Source organism: Streptomyces sp. NPDC032472 (assembly GCF_040636955.1).
GTDB lineage: Bacteria > Actinomycetota > Actinomycetes > Streptomycetales > Streptomycetaceae > Streptomyces.
The window spans coordinates 137,227-157,886 of record NZ_JBEZVK010000004.1 but is presented as its reverse complement, the minus strand read 5'-3'; the positions used below and the strand labels follow the sequence as shown (position 1 = coordinate 157,886).

Below are 20,660 nucleotides of genomic sequence, written 5' to 3'. Positions count from 1 at the left end.
AACCGCGGGTCGCGCTCCGCAGCGGACTTCGCCGCCCCCGGCACTTCTTCATCAACCGACTTGTCGGGGGACTCGCCCGCCACCGGTTCCTCCTCGATCTCCACCACGTCCGGCTGTCCGAATGTCTAACAGTGTCCCGTCTCGGGAGCATCGCCCTCGCGCTAGACGAGAACGACATAGTTGCCGGTTCCCCCACAAAGCGAACAGGCACTCTCGACAGATGAATGTGAGAGGCGTCACCCTGTCACTCATCCACGCGGGGAGGCATGGATGGGCAGGAGCCGCAGAACAATTCCGGAGGAGCTTCTGCTGCTCGCTTTGGACCCGGCCACGGGTACCACGGCGCAGCCGCAGTCGCTCGACCTCGGCCTGGCCGGGGCACAGCTAGTGGAGCTGGCTCTGGCAGGACGGATAGCCCCTGACGGGGATCGTATCGCCGTGGTGATGCCACGGCCGACAGGAGATCCGACTCTGGACTCCGCACTGGAACTGCTGCGCAGGCGCGGCAGCCCGGTACGGGCCGTCCACTGGATCGGCGGACCCCGGCTGGGGCTCCGCCAGGTGTACCTCGCCCACCTGGAGCGCTGCGGCATGGTCCATGCCGTCGCGGGTCAGATGTGCGGAGTGCTGCCGACGACGCGCTACCAGGCGACGGACACGGCGATCAGCCGTGAGATCCGCGCCCGGCTCGACAGCGCGATCCGCACCGGCGTCCCGCCGGACCCGCGGACCGCGGCGCTCGCCGCGCTGGCCCATGCGGTCGGCCTCGGCAAGCACCTGTACCCGGGCAACGAGGGGCGGTCGTCCAGGTCCCGGCTGCGGGACCTGATCCGGCACGACCCGATGGGCGGCCTCGTGGCGCATGCCGTGATGGACGTCCAGAACGGCGTGGCCGCACAGCCGCGCCGGGAGCGTGCAGCAACACCGCCCGCCGCGCGTGCCACGGCGAACGGGGTTCCGATGCAGGCACGCCGCACGGGAGCGATGGCGCGCGCCGCCGCGCACTGAGCCGGGAGGCACGAGCGCCCGGCGCCGCACAGGCGCCACACCCGCACCACCAGGCACCACCAGCCGCACCAGCACCACTCGGCACCACCACGCACCGCCCGGCACCACACCGCACCATGCACAAACGCACCGCGGCACCACCGAGAACCACGCGCAGATCCACAGCTCCACCGAAACGCCATCGCCGCAACCGGAGTCGTTTCCGACCCGGTTCGGGAGCCGCCAGCGCGCGGGGTGGCGAGTCCGGTCCGCCGGTCTCGCCACCCCGCGCGCCCGCATTTCCGGGCCGTTCTCCGGCGCCGCCCCGCCCTTCGGTGGCAATCTGCTCAGCATCAGACACGCAGAGAGACAGATCCAGAAGAAGGCGGAGGTGCCGTTCACGTGGCGTCCAATGTCAATCCCACCGTCCGACGCCGCCGACTGGGCATGGAGTTGCGCAAGCTCCGCGAGGACAAGGGCATGACGGCCGAACAGGTCGCCGAGCGCCTGCTCGTGTCCCAGTCGAAGATCAGCAGGCTGGAGAACGGCCGCCGGTCCATCAGCCAGCGCGACGTCCGCGACCTGTGCGACGTGTACGAGGTCGAGGACCGTCGGCTCGTCGAGTCCCTGATGCAGATGGCCAAGGACTCCCGCCAGCAGGGCTGGTGGCACGCCTTCGGGGACATCCCGTACAGCGTCTACATCGGCCTGGAGACCGATGCGGCCAGCCTGCGCACGTACGAACCCCAGATGGTCCCGGGCCTGCTCCAGACCCCGGAGTACGCCCAGGCCCTCATCCGCGGCGCGCTGCCCGAGACGGCGCCGGCGGACGTGGAGAAGCGCGTACAGGTGCGCATGCACCGGCAGAAACGCCTCTCCGAAACCGACAACAACAACCCGGACGTCGGCCCCCTCCGCCTCTGGGCGGTCATCGACGAGGCCGTGCTGCGCCGGCACGTGGGCGACGCACAGGTCATGGTCCGCCAGCTCGAGTACTTGATAGAGCAGTCGGAGCAGCCGTACATCACGGTGCAGGTGATGCCGTTCTCGATGGGCGCCCATCCGGGGGTGAACGGCCAGTACGCGATCCTGGAATTCCCGGACGCCTCCGACTCGACGGTGGTCTACATCGAAGGCGTCACGAGCGATTTGTACCTCGAGAAGGCCAATGACGTTCAGAAGTACAGCGTGATGTACGAGCACCTGCGCGCCCAGGCCCTCAATGTGGAACAGACGCGGCAGTTCATCGCCGAGATCATCGACCAGTATTCAGGCAAGGACAAGTAAACAGGGAGGAAACGGGCCAGGTGGCGAGGGGGGCCGGTACGGTACACCGTCAAACCCCAGCCACAGAAGTCCTGAATGGAATATGCCACCCGGTCGGGTGAATGACCTCTTCAGCCATCGGATGCTGCCGGTAGCGTCGATCACGTCGGCCGGAAGAAACGAATGGCCGGCGCACCACCCCCTTCTGGCCCCACTCGCAGAACCGGAGAAAAACATGGCTATTCGTCAGGGCGCGACGGAAAACTGGACCAAGTCCTCCTACTCCGGCGGAAACGGCGCCTGCGTCGAGGTCAAGTCCCCCGTCGTGGAGGCCATTGCGGTCCGCGACTCGAAGGTGCAGGACGGCCCGTCCCTCACCTTCGCGCCGGACTCCTGGACCTCCTTCGTCACCGGCGTCACCGAGGGCGGGCTGGGGCACCTCGTCTGAAGGCCGCGAGGAACGCCCTGTCCGCAGCATTGACCGCAGCCCTCTCGACTGGTCCGCCGTCCTGGCCGAGGGGGCTCTGTCATGCCCGGCGCCGCAGCTACCTCAGCTGATCCACGTACCGGTCGGTCCCCGGCACGGTCGGGATGAACGGCGCCACCAGCTCCACCCGCCCCAGCCCGGCCCCGGCCACCTCGGCATCCAGCCCCCGGAACCGGTACCAGCAGCTGCGCGGGTCCGCCTCCAGGAACCACAGCAGCGTCAGCCGGTTGTCGACCCCCTCGACCTGCTTCACGTACGTCATCCGGTCGCCGGGCAGCGGCGTCGGCCGGAACGCCACCACCATCGCCGCCGGCGAACCCGCGAGCCGCACCGGCAAGGCCCGGCCGCACAGCCACTCCAGCAACTCCGCCCGCTGCTCGGGCCCCTCGGCATCGACGACCTCCACCACGAGCCCCTCGTACGGGTGGTCCAGGGCATGGAAGTCCCGCGGCCCGGCGGCCCCGTCCCGGTACACGGTCGCCGCGTGGTCCTGGAACGCGGTGAAGACATGGGTCCGCTCGCGATACACGCGGGCGTCGCGGTTGAGCCGCTTGTTGATGCCGACGGTCCACTTCATGTGCTCGTCGTAGCGGCCCGCGGTGACCCAGTACGTCGAGATGTAGCACCCGGCGGTGACCGGCTGGGCCACCGCCGACTTCTCCGGGTAGCGCAGCTCCTGCAGCTCCCTGGTGGCCACCCACCGGCGGCCCGCGTACATCCACGGCATGGCCATGGCCCCGGCGTAGTAGTGGTCGTCCTCGTACCAGCGGTTGTACGCGTACTCGTGGCCCGGGTGCGGCTCGACCATGGTGATCAGCGCATGGCCGGGCCGCACCCCGTACGGCCCGACGGCCGCCAGCACCGCATAGTCCTCGACGCGCGTGTCTTCTGTCGTCATGCACGGCTATCTAGCCGACGCCCCCTCAGATAGCGATACCCAGAACGACATCCCACCCCTCGATACATAGATGCCACCTACACCCACCCCGGTCTAGCCTGCCCCCACGCCACCCACGAAGGAGTCGCCATGCTGCCGCCCCTCGCCGCCCGTGCCACCGCCGTCGGCGGCTCCCCGATCCGCGAGATCCTGGCGCTCACCGCCCGCCCCGGGGTCATCTCCTTCGCCGGCGGCCTGCCCGCGCCCGAGCTCTTCGACACCGAGGGCCTCCGGGCGGCCTACGAAGCCGCCTTCACCTCCTCCCCCGGCCGGGCCCTGCAGTACTCGACCACCGAGGGCGCCCCGGAGCTCCGCGAGGCGGTCGCAGCCCGAGCAACGGCCCGCGGCCTGCCGACCACGCCGGACGACCTGCTGATCACCACAGGCTCCCAGCAGGCCCTGGCCCTGGTCACCTCCGCGCTCGTCGACCCGGGCGATACGGTCCTGGTCGAGAACCCCACCTACCTGGCGGCCCTCCAGACCTTCGGCATGGCGGGGGCCCGGGTCGTGCCCGTCCCCTGCGACGACGAGGGCCTCCTCCCGGACGCCCTCCAAGAGCTGGTGGAACGGGAGCACGCCAAACTCCTCTACACCATCCCCACCTTCCAGAACCCCACCGGCCGCACCCTCACCGCCGCCCGCCGCGCCGAGGTGGCCCGTATCGCCGCCCGCCTGGGCCTCTGGCTGGTGGAGGACGACCCGTACGGCGACCTCCGCTTCGAGGGCCGGGACATCCCCTGGCTGGCCGCGCACCCGGGCGCGGAGGACCGCACGGCCCTCCTGGGCAGTTTCTCGAAGATCCTGGCCCCGGGCCTCCGCCTGGGCTGGCTCCGCGCCCCCGCAGCCCTGCGCCGCGCCGCAGCAGTGGCCAAGCAAGCAGCCGACCTCCACACCTCCACGGTGGACCAACTGGCCGCAGCCCACTACCTCACCACGGCCGACCTGGACGCCCACATATCCCGCGTCCGCACGGCCTACCGCACCCGCCGCAACGCCCTCCTGGCGGGCCTGGAGACCGCCCTCCCACCCACCTCCACCTGGAACCACCCCGAGGGCGGCATGTTCATCTGGGCCCGCCTCCCGGAGGGCCACGACGCCACGGCGCTCCTCAAGACGTCCATCACCCACGACGTGGCCTTCGTCCCCGGCGCCCCCTTCCACACGGGCACCCCGGACCCCCGCACCCTCCGCCTGTCCTTCACGACACACACCCCGGAGGAGATCACCACGGGCCTCACCCGCCTCGCCACGGCAGCCGCTGCCTATTCGGGCGTCTCTGCATAGCGGGGCAGGCCTTCGGTGGAGATGGTCCACTCGGCGATGGTCACGTCCTCGCCGTAGACGAAGTCCTTACGGGTCGCGTAGCGCGGCCCGTCCGCGGTCTGGTGGATGTCGGTCATCACCCCCCCCCGTACCACTGCGCGGGTCGAAGACCGCGTAGACCGGGATGCCGATGAGCGGGTAGTCCCGGACCTTGCCGACCCAGTCGTTGTCCGGGTTGGAACGGGAGACGACTTCGACCGCCGCGATCACGGTGCGGGGGTCGAAGGACCCCTCCCCCTGCATGTCCTCGACCGCATGGTGCGGTAGGAGGCGCTGCCGTCCGGGGCGCTGGTCATGGTGGCTCCTCGTCGTTGCCCGCGGGCCCGAGTCATCACCTTCGTGCTAGGCAGCCGCCCGGCCGTCGCCCCGGCAGTCGCGGCAGCGGCCCGGTGTCGGGGAGCGGAAGGCGCGTTCGCATCCGTCGCAGGTCTGGAACGGGACCCGGGGCCTGTCCGGGGGCAGCGAACCAATCGGCCCCCACTCAAGAGCAGGCAGCAGCGCCGGGATCGAGGCGCGCAGCCGGTAGGCGATCAGGCCGGCCGGGTTCCGCAGGTCGGACGGCACGTCCGCAGTGAGGGCCCGCCGCACCGCCTCGCGTGCGGCCCCCCGCTCCAGCCACTCCACAACGCCAGGCACGAGCCGCTCGACGTCCCGCTCGGACAGCAGCAACCGCGGCTCCCGAACCCGCAGCCCGGCCAACAGCGCCGCCGCCTCCCGCTGGACGGGCGTGCGGCCCGCCGCCACCGGCCGCACCCGCTCCTGCAAGCCGCCGCCGAGATCACCCCACCCGTCAGGGACGGGGACCGGCGCGGCCGACTCGGGAGGCACGTCCCCACCCGGCGGCCCCGCCTCCGGCCCGGGCTCGGGTTCCGGTTCGAGCTCGGGCTCGGCCTCCGGGTCGGGATCAGGCTCCGGCTCCGGCTCGGAATCCGTCTCCGTCTCCGGCGGCACGTCCACCAGCGGCAAGTTGTACGAGACGGTACGGGTAACGACCTTGCCCTCGACCGTCCGCAGCCGTGTGCGCCGCAGGAAGCCCGCCGCCTCCAGCTCCCGCAGCGCCCGCCCGATGCGGTGCTCGGTCTCGGGAAACCGCTCGGCCAGGGCCCGGATGCTCACCGGAGCACCCTCGGGAAGCGACTGGATATGCGCAGCGGCCCCGATCGCCAGCAGCGACAGCTCACGGTGCTGGACGAGCAGGTTGCTCACGACAACGAAGTTGCCCGTGAGGGGGACATTCGAGTGACGCACGCCGGAAAGGCCACCGGATCGGGCGGTTCCGCGCGGAGTGCGGAGCGCTGCGGGCATGCCCGCGCTAATCTTCTGGAAGACCATCGGGAAGGGGCTACTTCCTCGTGGATCAGGCCCCCGGCCGGGATTGCAGTCCCGCCGGGGGCCGTCTCATGTCTGCGGTTGTCGCGGCGAGCATATGCCTGCCAACCACCCCGAAATCCACCCCACTTGGCCAAGTTCACCCAACCGAGCGATTGCGGGCGAACGGGGAGGCTGGAGGGGTTTGGTTTGGTTCTTTCCCCCAGTTCTTTGGTCTTTTGACCGCAGGGCGATCCGGCCCCCACGCCACCGCCGCACACCTTCTCAAGACCCGGTCCGAACAGCCATGTGTCCGTAGCCCAGGAGCGCGGCCCCGCTACGTCCTACTCCTCCGGCTCCCAGGCGCGGAGCAGGTCGAGCAGCCCTGCGTCTCCGTCAACGTGCAAGGAGCGGGCCGGAATCCGGTCGTACAAGTAGAGGATCAACTCACTGGCCGTGCCATGGATGGAGACGCCGGCTGCGTCCAAGTCCTCGCCGGTCGCGGCAGTGGGCGCGGGGATGCGGATGGAGCGTGCGCCGTCGCCGTCGACCGTGAGGCGCCAGGAGAGGCCCTCAGCGGTGTGGAAGTCGAAGGTGGTGGGCTTGTGCGGCCAGGCGCTGGGCGTCGCGACGCAGGTGAACAGGAACTCCTCCACACCATCCAGTGCCACCTCGACCGGCAGCGGCTGCGGGGCGCCCCCGGCGAGCTGGGCGTCGTACGTGTGCACCGCGGTCTCCTGGGCCCGGTGCCGGGCGACTCCGCCGGAGGTCCGCGGCGTCTGCAGGGCACTCCACCACGCCCAGCAGCCGGCGTCCGGTCCTGCCTCGCGCAGGGCGCTCAGCAGGAGCTGCGTCGACGCGGCCAGCCAGGCCAGCAGCGCCTCACGCTCCCGAGGCACTTCCAGAGCGGCGCGCGCAGCGACGGCCTCGGCCGGGGGACCGTCGGCAGGCCCCGCGCCGATGATGGCGGCCCAGAAACGGTCTCCCCCACCCAGGTGCTTCACCAGATCGAACAGCGTCCACTCGGGGCAGGTCGGCACCTGTGCATCGAGACTGGGCGCGGCGGCGACCGCGGCGCGGAAGGCGGTCGACCGTTCATCGATCAGTCGCAGCAGGTCGGAGAACTCAAGATTCTTTTCCACGCCGGATGTGTATCACCGTGCCCCGGTGGCGGGACAGCGATTTTCACAGTCGCCGCCGGTTGGCCAGCGGCGGCCCGGCGGCCGCTGAGACGGCAGGAGCGCGTAGCGATCTGATGCGCCCGAAGCCGCCGGCCACCCGACCACCAGGGCCGAGGCGTCCGTAGGTCCCCCAGGGCCGTCCCTTCCCCCTCCCCCGGGGGCCGCCCGACAGTCCTCGTCGTTCCGGGGCGGTCGTCGGGGTCAAGGGTGGCCGCAGGCCATCGCGTAGCGACGCGACGCAGGAGCGCCCTTGAGGCCGGCGGCCGGCCCGGAAGGACGATGGGACTGGCGGGCAGCCCCCGGGCTCCTCTCTGATCCTGTCCGAGCGCAACCCCGCCCCAAGCACAGCGAGGGCCCCACCCACAGCTCACCGCGGGCCGGGCCCTCAACCTCGTACAGCAGCTCAGACCATCAGATCCATCAGACGTCAGACGTCAGACCCGGTCAGCCGCAATCAACACGTACTGGAACGACCCATCCCGGTACGAGTTGATGAACGCCTCCTCGATCCCGGTGACCAGCGAAGACGTGGCCCGCAGCTCCCAGTACGGCAGCGTCGCCGGCGTCAGGTCGATCACGGCCTGCGGCACGAGGCGGTTGTCGGCCATGGCGCGCAGGTACTCCCTCCGGGAGTGGATGTTGCACTCGAAGTGGGCGTTGATCTGCGAGACCCACTTCGACGGCTGGCCGTAGCGCGGGTTCCAGCACCCGGTAATGGTCACGTACCGCCCACCCACCTTCAGGATGCGGCTGTGCTCCGACATCAGGTCATGCAGGTCGACGTACATGCTGGACTCGTTGTTCCACGACCCCGACACCGAGCCCGTCTCGAACGGCATGTCCAGCATGTTGCAGACGCGGGCGGCCACCGACTCCTCGATGCCGAGTTCGCGGGCGCGGCCGTTGGCGAAGTCGGCCTGCTTGGAGGACAGCGTGACGCCCTCCACCTTGCAGCCGAACCGCTGGTGCGCCATGACCATCGACCCGCCGCGGCCGCAGCCGGCGTCGACCAGCGTGTCGTCGCGGCCGATGGAGCCGAGGTGGTCCAGGAGCACGTCCGTCTGGGCCGACTCCAGCCGGTGCAGCTCGGCGATCAGCTTCTTCTCGTACTGGCTGTCCCGGGTGTCCCCGAGCGCGGCGTGGTCGACGTCCCCGATGCCGTAGTGGTGGTGGTAGAGGCCGTCCACGTCACCGAGGCGCAGGTTCACCGGCCTGGCCTCGGCGTTCCAGTAGCGGGCGATGTCCCCCTGGTAGGGCGTGGCGGGAGCGGGGATGAAGGTGGTGGTGCTGACGGTGCTGGTCACGGATAAATCCCATCCTTACCAAAAGTCGGGCAGGCTGTAGCGGTAGGTGTTCGTGCTGTGCCAGTAGTGGTTGCCGTCGACCCAGACGGCCACGCCGCGCAGGAAGCGCAGCACGTTGGGGGCGGGGCAGGCGGCGGCGAGTTCGGCGGACGCGGCCTCGAACTCGTGCATGAGCTCGTTGTGGACCTCGACCGCCTTCAGGTAGCCGTCCCGATCCGAGAGGCCCTCGCGTTCGGAGATCACCACGGGCAGGTTCAGGTGCTTGCCGCGGGCGTCCAGTTCCTTGGTGTACGAGTACAGGTCGTTGGAGATGGTGGTGGCGTTGCCGGCGAGCGCGATGACCCGCTGCATGGCGGGCTGGGCGTGCAGGTCGGCCGGCAGCTCGTACCCGCCGATGCTGTCGGTGAGCGTGGGGCAGGGGCGGAAGTTGTTGAACTGGCGCATCGCCAGGTACTCCCACACCTCGGGTACGTACTCGGTCTCGGCCCAGGCGGCCTCGGCGAGGTAGCCCATGTGCAGGCGGGCCATGTCGTGACGGAAACGGTCCGCCTGGGAGGCGGTGGCCAGCCGGGTGAAGTACTCCATGGCGGAGCGGTAGGCGCGGCGCGGGGCGTCGGAGTGCAGCGACTGGGCCCAACCGGGGGCGTACTCGGCGGTGGTGTGGACGGGGTCGAGGGCGGTGTGCGCCATGAGGAGGCGGCCGCCGAGGCCTACGGGGGTGCCGCCGTGGTCCTCGCAGTAGCAGTCGTCGACGACGTTCTCGGCGACCATGAGGCGGGTGGCGGCCATCAGGTGCTCGATGGTGGGGGCGTCGGGGTGGCAGGCGACCATGTAGCGGGCCACGGAGAAGCCGTCGAACTGGTCCTCCCACTCCGGGGGATACAGCTCGACCTCGTCGACCGCCCAGGCCTTGATCCGGCGGCTGACCTCGGCCACGCGGGCGGGGTCGGGCTCGGGGACGGGGTGGTAGTAGAGGCCGGGGATCGGCCGGCCGACGGGTTCCGGCGACCGGGACTCCGCCGCCGCTGCCTCCGCCTCCGGCGCGGGGGCAGGCAGCGCCGGGACCGCGGTCCCCTCCGCGGCCGGACCCCGCCGGGCCAGGGACAGCCCGGCGGTGCCGAGGCCACTGGGGCCGCGGAGCAGCCGCTTGAGGGCGGCGCCCGGCTCCGGCGCGGCGGGCCGGGGCCCCGCAGCCGACGCGACCGAGGCGGCCGCGGCCCCGGCGGAAGCACCGGACCCGGAGCTCAGCGCCGCCACCGAAGGCGGCCCCGGCAGACCGGACCGCCCGCCGACGCCGCCGCCGAAGCCGCCGCCGACGGCTTCGGCAACAGCACCGGCACCGGCACCCGGCTGGGCCGCGTACCCGGCGACGACGCGAGCCGGCTCCGGCCCAGCCGCGGGCACGGCCCCTTCTCCGGGCAGGCCTGACGCGGCCGACGCGGGTACGAACGGACCGGACCCGGAGGACGGCGCCGCCGGCGAAGGCGGCCCCGGCAGACCGGGCCGCCCCGCGACGGCGGCTTCAACACCGTCGGCGGGCTGCGCCGCGGCCGCGGCGAGGACATGGGCCCCGAATCGAGCCGCAGCGCCGGGCAGGCTCGTCTGCAGCGGGGAAGGCCCGGGAACGGGCATCCGTAACTCCTTGATGAGGTGGTTGGGCTGACCCGGATACCGGGCACGCTCGTCCGACCCGGGAATCCCGGGCTACCGCAGCCGCCATGGCGGCGACCAAGAGGCCATACCGTCGACCGGGCCACGGGACCGTCAGGCCCCGGCCGCCAGGCGCGGTGCCCGCAGGCTCCGACCGCCAGGTGCCGGACCCCTCAGGCACCCGCCGGGCGGCGGAGCCGTCAGGCGCCAGGGCCACAGGCCCTGGAACCGTCGTGCCCCCCGACCCACCGGGCCGCAGGCCCAGCAGGTCTCGGGGCCGGCAGGCGCTGAGCCCCAGCCTCGACGCCATCGGGCCCAGAGCCGCAGGCGCCGGGACCGTCGGGCCCCAAAGCCCACAGGCACCGCGACCGTCAGGCCCGAACCGCCGGACGCCGGCCTCAAGGCCGTCAGGCTCAGAAGCCATACGGCCTCGAGCCCCAGCCACCGGGGAGTCAGGGCCCGCGACGCCAGGTCCCACAGCCATCGGCCCTGAGGCCGCCAGGCCCCTAAGCCGTCAGGCCTCAGGCCATCACGCGCCGAGCCGTCAGACCCGAGACCGTCACGCCCACACCCGTCAGGCCAGGACCGTCAGGCATCGGGACCGATAGGGCCCGGAGCCGTCAGCCGAAGCTGTCAGAGCAGTCAGGCACCGGGCCGTCAGGCACCCGGGCCGTCAGGCACCCGGGCCGTCAGGCACCCGGGCCGTCAGGCCTCGGGCCATCAGGCACCAGGGCCGTCAGACCGGGACCGCCACGCCCCGCAACCGCGAGGCCTGAGACCGTCCAGCTCCGCAGCCGTCACGCCCAAGACCCTCAGGCCCCGCTGCCGTCAGGCCGAGCGATCGGGCACCCGGGCCGTCAGGCCCCGCAGCCGTCGGGGCATTCCACCCGTCCCGGCCGTCCCAGCCGCGACAGCCGATTCGGGTACCACGGCCGTCAGGCCAGGCGGCCATCTCGACTGCCGCGACGATCACGACCTCCACGGATCGCAACCGTCAGGGGCACCAAACCGTCAGACCATCGCGCTCGTCGAGCCATGCGCGCCGTAGCAGCGCACTGGCCGTCAGACCGGCGGATCGACCAGACCGCCGCAGCTGCGCCGGCCATCAGGCGCGACCCGACCGGCCGTCGGCAGAGACCACCAGCCAGACGCCCTCAGGCAGCGACCGTCAGCCAGACCCCGTCAGACCGGCCCGGCTATCAGACCGGCCCGGCCATCAGACCGCCCCCGCCGTCAGGCCACCCAGCCGCCCAGGCCGAACGGCCACCGGACCACCCAGGTGCCAGGCTGACCAAGCCACCCCGGCCCCCATCGGGCCCTCCGGGCCCGGCCCCGCATGCCCCGACCTAGTCGTGCCGTCGGGCAATCTGCACGTTCTCCAGCACACCCAGCGCATCCGGCACCAGGATCGCGGCGGAGAAGTACGTCGTCACCAGGTACGAGATGATCGACCGGTCGTCGATGCCCATGAACCGCACCGACAGCCCCGGCTCGTACTCCTCCGGCAGGCCGGTCTGACGGAGGCCGATGACGCCCTGGTTGTCCTCACCCGTACGCATGGCGATCACCGAGCTGGTGTTCTCCTTGCTGATCGGGATCTTGTTGCACGGCAGGATCGGCACCCCGCGCCACGCCGGGACCGACTGCCCGCCGACGTCGACGTGGTCCGGGTAGAGCCCGCGGGCGTTGAACTCCCGCCCGATCGCCGCGATCGTCCGCGGGTGTGCCAGGAACAGCCTCGTACCGCGCCGCCGGCACAGCAGCTCGTCCAGGTCGTCCGGGGTCGGCGGGCCGGAGTGGGTCTGGATCCGCTGCTTGAAGGCGGCGTTGTGGAGGAGCCCGAACTCCCGGTTGTTGACGAGCTCGTGCTCCTGCCGCTCACGCAGCGCCTCGATGGTCAGTCGCAGCTGCTCCTCGGTCTGGTTGTGCGGCCCGTTGTACAGATCGGCGACCCTCGTGTGCACGCGCAGCACGGTCTGCGCGATGGAGAGCTCGTACTCGCGCGGGTTGAGCTCGTAGTCCACGAACGTACCGGGCAGCTCCGGCTCGCCCGTGTGGCCGGCCGACATCGCGATCTCGGCCTCGCCGTGACGGTTCTGCCGCTGGTGCGGCAGCGAGCTGAACTGCTGGACGTGCGCCTGGAGGTGCGGCGCGGTGCCCAGGATCGCGGCGAAGTCGGACCGGGTGAGGGTCAGCAGGGTGCCGGGGGTCTCGGCGGTGGCGGTGTAGTCCCACGTGCCCTCGCCGTCGAGGAGCGCGTGCTCGCCGAAGCGGTCGCCGTCGGCGAGCACGGCCACGGTGACGTCCTCGCCGTACTTGCCCACCGCGGTCTGGTTGATCCGGCCGTGCGCGATCAGGTGAATCCGTTCGGCAGGAGTGCCGCGCTCGACCAGCACCTCGCCGGCGCGGAAGTCGCGCTGCACGCACCGGCCGGCCAGGGCGTTCAGCACCTCCTCGTCGTCGAAGCCGCGCAGGAACGCCAGTTCGCCCAGTTCACGCGGGATCACGCGGACGTTGGCACCGTCCTGGACGAACTCGATGCGGCCGTCGCCGACGGTGTAGGTGAGCCGGCGGTTCACCCGGTAGGTGCCGCCCTTGGTCTCGACCCAGGGGAGCATCCGCAGCAGCCAGCGGGAGGTGATCTCCTGCATCTGCGGGGCGGACTTGGTCGTGCTGGCAAGGTTGCGGGCAGCCGCGGTGCCCAGGCTGGACTGCTGCGGCTCCAGCTGCGCCTCGGGGCTGGTGTCGACGGTCATGCGGGCGAGCTCTCCTTCGCAAGGGCGGCGAACGGCGCACCTGCGCGTCACCGGTGGGGTGAAAAAGAGGGTTGAGGAGTAAGAGGATGAATGCCCGGGATTCGGGAACTACGTCCAGATCCCGGGGAACAGTAACGGCCGATGCACCCGATCCCCCCTGGCAGAGGGCAGCTTTACCTCGAAGCGGTGATCTTGAGGCCGAAGACGTTTGCCCAGGCGACCAGCGACATTCCAGCCGCGTCGAATGCGCGGGCGAGGCACGCGCGAGGCACGGGCAAGGCGCGGAACGCTCGACCCGATCGACCCAATCGCCCCGATCGACACAATCGGGTCGACCCCTTCCCTCCTTGACCCCGCCCCCCTAACCTGACGCCCCGTCAGAGAAAGTGATCCCGCGCCGCCCCAGGAGGCGATCGCACATGCTGCTGCAAGGGAAGACCGTCGTCGTCTCCGGTGTCGGGGCCGGCCTCGGGCACCAGGTCGCGGCCGCCGTCGTACGCGAGGGCGGGAACGCCGTGCTCGGCGCGCGCACGGAGGCGAATCTCGCCAAATCCGCCGCCGAGATCGACCCCGACGGCACCCACACCGCCCACCGCACCACCGACATCTCCGACGAGTCGCAGTGCGAGGCCCTCGCGGCGCTCGCCGTCGAGCGGTTCGGCGGCATCGACGCCGTCGTGCACGTCGCCGCCTGGGACTCCTACTTCGGCGGCATCCAGGACGCCGACTTCGCCACCTGGAGCCAGGTCCTCGACGTCAACCTGCTCGGCACCCTCCGCATGACGCGGGCCTGCCTCCCCGCCCTCAAGGCCAACGCCAATGGAGGCAAGGCCGGAAGCGGCGGCACCGGCGGCTCGGTCGTCATCATCGGCACCCAGTCCGCCGTGGCCGCCCCGAGCGAGGTCCAGCAGGCCGCGTACGCCGCCTCAAAGGGGGCACTGACCTCGGCCATGTACTCCATGGCCCGCGAGCTCGGCCCGCACCGCATCCGGGTCAACACCGTGCTCCCCGGCTGGATGTGGGGGCCGCCGGTCCAGGCCTTCGTCACGTTCACCGCGCACTCCGAGGGCATCCCCGAGGCCGAGGTCCGGGCCCGCCTCGCCCGGCGGATGGCACTGCCCGACCTGGCCACCGACGGGGACGTCGCCGACGCCGCGGTGTTCTTCGCCTCCGACCGGGCCCGGGCGATAACCGGCCAGTCCCTGCTGGTCAACGCCGGGGAGCTGATGCGGTGAGGGCCGGGACGCACCGCGCCGCCGCGGGCCCGGATCGTATGCTCACGGCATGACCCCTTCGAGTGACGCCCCGAGCGACGCACCGAGCAACGCACTGAGCGGCACCCAGAGCGACACACCGAGCTGCGCCCAAAGCGACGCCCAGAACGACGCCCAGAACGACGCCCCGAGCGGCACCCCGAGCGACGCCCCGAGCGGCACCCCGACCCCCGACGCGGCGGCGGCCCCCCGCCCGACCGGGAACGCGATGCGCCGTGCGCTCCGCCGCGCCCGCGACGGTGTCGCGCTCGACGCCGCCGAGGCGGCCGTGCTGCTCCAGGCCCGCGGTGCGGACCTCGACGACCTCACCGCGTCCGCCGCCCGGGTCCGCGACGCCGGGCTGGCCGCCGCCGGCCGCCCGGGCGTGATCACGTACTCGAAGAGCGTGTTCATCCCGCTCACCCGCCTCTGCCGCGACAAGTGCCACTACTGCACCTTCGCCACCGTCCCCGGCAAGCTCCGCCGCTCCGGCCACGACATGTACATGTCCCCGGACGAGGTCCTCGACATCGCCCGCCGCGGCGCCGCCCTCGGCTGCAAGGAAGCCCTCATCACCCTCGGCGACAAGCCCGAGGACCGCTGGCCCGAGGCCCGCGCGTGGCTGGAGGCGCACGGCTACGACGACACCATCTCCTACGTACGCGCCATATCCATCCGGATCCTGGAGGAGACCGGCCTCCTGCCCCACCTCAACCCGGGCGTGATGTCCTGGGCGGACTTCCAGCGGCTCAAGCCCGTCGCCCCGTCCATGGGGATGATGCTGGAGACCACCGCCACCCGCCTGTGGTCCGAGCCCGGCGGCCCGCACCACGGCTCCCCCGACAAGGAGCCCGCCGTACGCCTGCGCGTACTCGAAGACGCCGGCCGCTCCTCCGTGCCCTTCACCTCCGGCCTGCTCATCGGCATCGGCGAGACCTACGAGGAGCGCGCCGAGTCGCTGTTCGCGCTGCGCCGCACCGCCCGCGCCTACCACGGCATCCAGGAGCTGATCATCCAGAACTTCCGCGCCAAGCCGGACACGGCGATGCGCGGGATGCCGGATGCGGAGTTGGACGACCTGGTCGCGACCGTCGCCGTCGCCCGGCACATCATGGGCCCCTCCGCCTGCCTGCAGGCCCCGCCCAACCTGGTCGACGGCGAGTACGCCCGCCTCATCGGCGCCGGCATCGACGACTGGGGCGGCGTCTCCCCGCTGACCCCCGACCACGTCAACCCCGAGCGGCCCTGGCCGCAGATCGAGCAGCTGGCCGAGCAGTCCGCCGCGGCCGGGTTCGAGCTGCGCGAGCGGCTGTGCGTGTACCCGGAGTTCGTACGGCGCGGGGAGCCGTGGCTCGACCCGCGGCTGCTGCCGCACGTACGGGCGCTGGCCGATCCGGACACCGGACTGGCCCGTCCCGACGCCGAGGTCACCGGGCACCCGTGGCAGGAGCCCGAGGAGGTCTTCACCGCCGCCGGGCGCACCGACCTGCACACCACCATCGACACCGAGGGCCGCACCGGCGACCGCCGCGAGGACTTCGACCACGTCTACGGCGACTGGGACGCCCTGCGCGAGGCCGCCGCACCCGGCATGCTGCCCGAGCGCATCGACACCGACGTACGGGCCGCGCTCGCCCAGGCCGCCGACGACCCGACCCGGCTCAGCGACGCGCAGGCGCTCGCACTGCTGCACGCGGACGGGCCGGCGCTGGACGCGCTGTGCCGGATCGCGGACGAGCTGCGGCGGGCGGTGGTGGGCGAGGACGTCACGTACATCGTCACGCGGAACATCAACTTCACCAACGTCTGCTACACCGGCTGCCGGTTCTGCGCCTTCGCGCAGCGGCGCACCGACGCCGACGCGTACACGCTGTCGCTGGAGCAGGTCGCCGAGCGGGCCGCGCAGGCCTGGGAGGTGGGCGCGGTCGAGGTGTGCATGCAGGGCGGGATCCATCCGGACCTGCCGGGGACGGCGTACTTCGACATCGCGCGGGCGGTCAAGCAGCGGGTCCCGGGCATGCACGTACACGCCTTCTCCCCGATGGAGGTCGTCAACGGCGCCACCCGGACGGGCATGTCCGTACGGGACTGGCTGACCGCCGCCAAGGAGGCCGGGCTCAACTCCATCCCCGGCACGGCCGCGGAGATCCTCGACGACGAGGTGCGCTGGATCCTCACCAAGGGCAAGCTGCCGACCGCGGACTGGATCGACGTGATCACCACCGCGCACGAGCTCGGGATCCGGTCCTCCTCGACGATGATGTACGGGCACGTGGACCAGCCGCGCCACTGGCTCGGGCACCTGCGGACGCTGGCCCGCATCCAGGAACGGACCGGCGGGTTCACGGAGTTCGTGACGCTGCCGTTCATCCACACGAACGCGCCGGTGTACCTGGCGGGCATCGCCCGGCCGGGGCCGACGATCCGGGACAACCGTGCGGTGACGGCCATGGCCCGCCTGCTCCTTCACCCGCACATCACCAACATCCAGACCAGCTGGGTGAAGCTGGGTACGGAAGGCGCGGCGGAGATGCTCCGCTCGGGCGCGAACGACCTGGGCGGGACCCTGATGGAGGAGACCATCTCCCGGATGGCGGGCTCCGGCTACGGCTCGTACAAGTCGGTCCGCGACCTGGTGGCAGTGGCGTCCGCGGCCGGCCGCCCGGCCCGCCCCCGCACCACCCTGTACGGCGAGGTCCCCGCGGAGCGCCGGCGCGCCGCGGCCGCCTCGGACGGCCACCTCCCGCCGCTCCTCCCACTCCTGGACTGACCCGGCCGCGGTCGCTTGACCCGGCTCCGCCGCCCCCCGGACCCCGCCCGACCTCGCGCCTCAATCGCCGGCGGGGCTGAAATTGCCGACGCCTGTCCCAGGCGCGGGCGCAGCCGGCTGGCTCCTGGGGCTCCGCCCCAGACCCCGCGCCTCAAACGCCGGCGGGGCTGGATTGGCCGGGCCTCGGCTTCGAATGCCGCGCGGGCTGGACAAATCCAGCCCGCGCGGCGATTGAGCGCACCCGACACGGGGCGGCCCATCCAGCCCGCGCGGCAATTGAGCACACCGGGCGCGGAGCGGCCCATCCAGCCCGCGCGGCGATTGAGCGCACCGGGCGCGGAGCGCACGGAACGGGGCCGGGCGGAGCCCGGGCGGTCGGCGGGGCCGGGGCCGCAGGCCCCGCACGCGGCGAAGCCGCTATCGGGCACAGCGGGAAGGGGCGGGGTGGGGAAACGGCCCCGCGCAGCGGCCCAGACGCAGCCGGCTCAGGGGTCAGCCGGCCCAGCGAGCAGCCACCCAAGGACGCAACCGGCCCAGGGGGCAGCCGCCCAAGGACGCAACCGGCCCAGGGGGCAGCCGCCCAACCAAGGACAACCGGTCCAGGGGGACAGCGACCCCGGACGTAGCCGGCCCAGGGGGCAGCCGGTCAGAGCAGCCGGCCGCCGGGAGCCGGGGTCAGCCCACCAGGAGGTCCTTCTTGAGCTGGGTCAGGTCGCGCGGGGTGACGGACAGCGCGTCGTTGAGGTAGCGGTCGAAGGTGCCGTAGCGCGCCTTCACCTCCTCGTACCCGGAATTCAGATACTCGGGCCGGACGTCGAGCATCGGCTTGTACACCGCCGCCTGCTGCGCCGGCAGATGCGCCAGCACCGCATCGTTCGCCGCCCGCCGGTAGTCGTTGCTGGCCAGGTAGTCGGACATCACCGTCTCCCGCGGAACACCGAGCGCCGTCAACAGCGCCGCCGCACCCCACCCCGTACGGTCCTTGCCCGCGGTGCAGTGGAAGAGCACCGCACGGTCGCGGTCCCGCTCCATCCCCCGGAACACCCCGGCGTACGCCGCCTTCCCGCCCTCCCCCGAGACCATCGCCTTCTCGGCGTCGACCATCGCCTTGGCCGCCTCCTCCGGCGTCCTCGGCATCGCCGCCAGCACCCCCGAGCCGGCGAAGACGTCGGCAGCGGTGTACGCCGCACCCGCAGGCACCTTGTCGGGGTCCTTCGTACGCTCGCTCTCCATCCGCAGGTCGAAGACGCTCCGCACCCGCAGCCGCCGCAGCTTCGCCAGGTCGTTCTCGGTCAGCTTGTTCAGCGCGTCGGAGCGGTAGACCTCGCCCATCTTGACCCACTGCCCGCCGGCGGTCCGGTAGCCGCCCGCGTCACGGAAGTTGACGGCGCCCTCCAGCCGGATCAGCCGGTCGGCGAGGTGCAGCGAACCGCCCCGGCCCGGGTCGAAGTCGAACCACTGGCGGTCGGCGGCGGGCAGGCCGGTGACCACGGCGCGCCCCTCGGCCCCGCCCTTGGCGACGACCTTGCCGCCGGCCTTGACCTCGACCCGGCGGACCCCGGGCGCCTTCCACTGCACGGTGTACGACCCGTCGGCCCCGGCGGTGACGGTGGCCTCCGAGAACGGGATGGCGGTCCGGCTGTGGTGGTGCCCGGCCCAGGGCAGGTCCCAGCCCGCGGACGCGGAGGCGGCGGTGGCGGCAGGGGCCGCGACGAGGGAGGCGGTGAGCGCGCCCGTGACGGCGGTCGCCGTGAGGAATGCCTTCTTCATGCCGCCCAGGCTCCGGGCGTGCGCGGAACACCGCGTGAACGGGGCATGGCCGAAACCAGCCACTCCGAAGGCGACTGACAAAACGTGCCACCAGCCCCCACCTGCGGTGATCACCGGCGTCCGGGAGCCCACCCGCCCCCTGGAGTCCGTCCACAATCCGGCCTTTCTCTCCTCTCCCACAGGCCTCTCGACCGTCACCTTCCGGTTTTGATCAGGCATGTCCACTACAGTGCGCGCCAGAGCAAGCGGGGTCGGGGGGAGCACCATGGACACGGCGACGAGCGCAGCAGAAGCACACGCGGAAGCGGCATCGGGAGAGCCCGCGGCCGCGAACACACCGGCGCCCGCACCGGCGCCCGCGCCCACATCCGCACCGGCGCCCACACCCGCACCCGCACCCGCACCCTCGCGGCCCGAGCCCCGCCCCGCGACCACCACCGCCGCCGCCCCGCCCGGGGCCACCCTCGGCGGGCGGTCCCCGCTCGCCACCGGCCTGTGGGGCCGTGCCGAGCAGCAGGACTTCCGCAGCCGGGTCCGTGGCGCCCTCCTCGGCTCCGCGCTCGGCGACGCCCTCGGCGCACCCGTGGCCGGTCTCTCCCCCGACGCCATCCGCGAGGCGCACGGCCCGCACGGCCTGACCGACCCGGCCCCCGCCCACGGCCGCCGCGGCGCGATCACCTCCGTCACCCAGCTCACCCTGTTCACCGTCGACGGCCTCATCCGCGCCCACGTACGCCGCGACACCGGCGCCTGGCACCCGCCCACCGACGTCCACCGCGCCTACCTGCGCTGGGCCGCCACCCAGCACGACTGGGGCCCCGACGAACGCCGCAAGGACAACGGCTGGCTCGCCCGGGAGGAATGGCTCTACGCCCGCCGCGACCCGGACCGCAACTCCCTGACCGGCTTCGCCGACACCGTCCTCGGCACCCTCGCCCGCCCCAAGAACCCCACCGCCCGCGACGCCGCAGCCACCGCCCGCTCCGCCCCGTTCGGCCTGCTCATCGGCTGGGAGCCCGCCCTCGTCCTGCAACTCGCCGTCGAGTGCGCCGCCCAGAGCCACGGCCACCCCACCGCGTACCTCGCCGCCGGCGCCTTCGCCGTCATCGTCCACGGCCTGACCCGCGGCGACACCCCGGACTCCGCCGTCCAGCGGGCGCTGGGCCTCCTCGGCTCCCGCCCCGGCCACCAGCCCGTCACCGACGCCCTCCAACACGCCGTCGCAGCCGCCGCCACAGGCGCCCGCCCCACCCCGGACCGTCCCACCCCGGACCGCAGCACCGAGGCCCCCGCCGACGCGGCCCCCGACACCACGGCCACCGACCCCACGGTCCCCGACGCCGCCGCCACCCTCGCCACCGCCGTCCACTGCGCGCTCGCCGCCACGGACGTCCCGCACGGCCTCCGCCTCGCCGTCAACCTCGGCGGCAACTCCACCGCCGCGGGCGCCATGTGCGGAGCCCTCCTCGGCGCCCTCCACGGCGAGACCGCCCTCCCGGCCGCCTGGCTCGCCGACCTCGAAGGCCGCGCCACCCTGCTGGAACTCGCCGACGACTTCGCCCTGGAGATGACCCAGGGCCCCGCCCTCCACACCCCGACCACCGCCGCCCCCGGCTGGCTGGCCCGCTACCCGCGCGCCTGACGACCCGGGAGGGGCGGGCCGGCATC

The 20,660-nt window shown here is 72.4% G+C and carries 13 protein-coding genes and 2 pseudogenes; 7 read left to right on the top strand and 8 right to left on the bottom strand.

The window, feature by feature from the left end; genetic code table 11:
• Nucleotides 1–270: 270 nt before the first annotated feature.
• The 3 genes from AB0F11_RS03970 to AB0F11_RS03960 all read left to right on the top strand — a co-directional run bounded on the left by AB0F11_RS03970 (nt 271) and on the right by AB0F11_RS03960 (nt 2,701).
• The gene (locus AB0F11_RS03970; protein WP_362168074.1) at nt 271–1,008 is read left to right on the top strand and encodes a GPP34 family phosphoprotein; all 738 of its coding nucleotides are present in this window, start codon (nt 271–273) and stop codon (nt 1,006–1,008) included.
• Between the two features lie 381 nt (nt 1,009–1,389).
• Nucleotides 1,390–2,274 carry a helix-turn-helix transcriptional regulator gene (locus AB0F11_RS03965; protein WP_361904453.1) on the top strand — a complete coding sequence of 295 codons (885 nt, stop codon included), beginning with the start codon at nt 1,390–1,392 and terminating at the stop codon, nt 2,272–2,274.
• Between the two features lie 214 nt (nt 2,275–2,488).
• Nucleotides 2,489–2,701 (top strand): DUF397 domain-containing protein, encoded by a 213-nt coding sequence (locus AB0F11_RS03960; RefSeq protein ID WP_362168071.1) that lies wholly within the window; start codon nt 2,489–2,491, stop codon nt 2,699–2,701.
• A 97-nt stretch (nt 2,702–2,798) separates the two neighbouring features.
• Here the strand turns inward: AB0F11_RS03960 and AB0F11_RS03955 are convergent, their stop codons facing one another.
• On the bottom strand, nt 2,799–3,638 hold the full coding sequence (locus AB0F11_RS03955; protein ID WP_362168069.1) for a hypothetical protein: 840 nt from the start codon (nt 3,636–3,638) through the stop codon (nt 2,799–2,801).
• 129 nt (nt 3,639–3,767) lie between these two features.
• Here AB0F11_RS03955 and AB0F11_RS03950 point away from each other — a divergent pair, with 129 nt between their 5' ends.
• Nucleotides 3,768–4,961 carry a PLP-dependent aminotransferase family protein gene (locus AB0F11_RS03950; protein WP_362168067.1) on the top strand — a complete coding sequence of 398 codons (1,194 nt, stop codon included), beginning with the start codon at nt 3,768–3,770 and terminating at the stop codon, nt 4,959–4,961.
• Here AB0F11_RS03950 and AB0F11_RS03945 read toward each other — a convergent pair.
• The 6 genes and pseudogenes from AB0F11_RS03945 to AB0F11_RS03920 all read right to left on the bottom strand — a co-directional run.
• A pseudogene (locus AB0F11_RS03945) lies at nt 4,940–5,246 on the bottom strand (Uma2 family endonuclease); the annotation flags it as partial. The gene AB0F11_RS03950 and the pseudogene AB0F11_RS03945 overlap by 22 nt on opposite strands.
• 96 nt (nt 5,247–5,342) lie before the next feature.
• Nucleotides 5,343–6,206 (bottom strand): helix-turn-helix domain-containing protein, encoded by an 864-nt coding sequence (locus AB0F11_RS03940; protein WP_362168065.1) that lies wholly within the window; start codon nt 6,204–6,206, stop codon nt 5,343–5,345.
• Nucleotides 6,207–6,652: 446 nt separating this feature from the next.
• Nucleotides 6,653–7,450 carry a maleylpyruvate isomerase family mycothiol-dependent enzyme gene (locus AB0F11_RS03935; protein WP_362168063.1) on the bottom strand — a complete coding sequence of 266 codons (798 nt, stop codon included), beginning with the start codon at nt 7,448–7,450 and terminating at the stop codon, nt 6,653–6,655.
• A 473-nt stretch (nt 7,451–7,923) separates the two neighbouring features.
• Entirely contained in the window at nt 7,924–8,793 is an 870-nt protein-coding gene (locus tag AB0F11_RS03930; protein WP_362168061.1) for a geranyl diphosphate 2-C-methyltransferase, read from the bottom strand.
• A 15-nt stretch (nt 8,794–8,808) separates the two neighbouring features.
• A pseudogene (locus tag AB0F11_RS03925) lies at nt 8,809–9,954 on the bottom strand (family 2 encapsulin nanocompartment cargo protein terpene cyclase); the annotation flags it as partial.
• A 1,835-nt stretch (nt 9,955–11,789) separates the two neighbouring features.
• Nucleotides 11,790–13,199: a family 2B encapsulin nanocompartment shell protein gene (locus AB0F11_RS03920; protein ID WP_362168059.1), complete on the bottom strand. Its 1,410-nt coding sequence runs from the start codon at nt 13,197–13,199 to the stop codon at nt 11,790–11,792.
• A 419-nt stretch (nt 13,200–13,618) separates the two neighbouring features.
• Here AB0F11_RS03920 and AB0F11_RS03915 point away from each other — a divergent pair, with 419 nt between their 5' ends.
• Both AB0F11_RS03915 and AB0F11_RS03910 read left to right on the top strand, forming a co-directional pair.
• On the top strand, nt 13,619–14,434 hold the full coding sequence (locus AB0F11_RS03915) for an SDR family oxidoreductase (RefSeq protein WP_362168057.1): 816 nt from the start codon (nt 13,619–13,621) through the stop codon (nt 14,432–14,434).
• A gap of 49 nt (nt 14,435–14,483) precedes the next feature.
• Complete coding sequence (locus tag AB0F11_RS03910) at nt 14,484–17,222, top strand: bifunctional FO biosynthesis protein CofGH (RefSeq protein WP_362168055.1); 2,739 nt, start codon at nt 14,484–14,486, stop codon at nt 17,220–17,222.
• Between the two features lie 675 nt (nt 17,223–17,897).
• On the opposite strand, the gene AB0F11_RS03905 is transcribed toward AB0F11_RS03910, so the two are convergent.
• Nucleotides 17,898–18,992, bottom strand: a complete 1,095-nt coding sequence (locus AB0F11_RS03905) for a tyrosine-protein phosphatase (protein WP_362168053.1) — start codon at nt 18,990–18,992, stop codon at nt 17,898–17,900.
• A 493-nt stretch (nt 18,993–19,485) separates the two neighbouring features.
• Here AB0F11_RS03905 and AB0F11_RS03900 point away from each other — a divergent pair, with 493 nt between their 5' ends.
• Nucleotides 19,486–20,634 (top strand): ADP-ribosylglycohydrolase family protein, encoded by a 1,149-nt coding sequence (locus tag AB0F11_RS03900; RefSeq protein WP_362168202.1) that lies wholly within the window; start codon nt 19,486–19,488, stop codon nt 20,632–20,634.
• Nucleotides 20,635–20,660 lie beyond the last annotated feature (26 nt).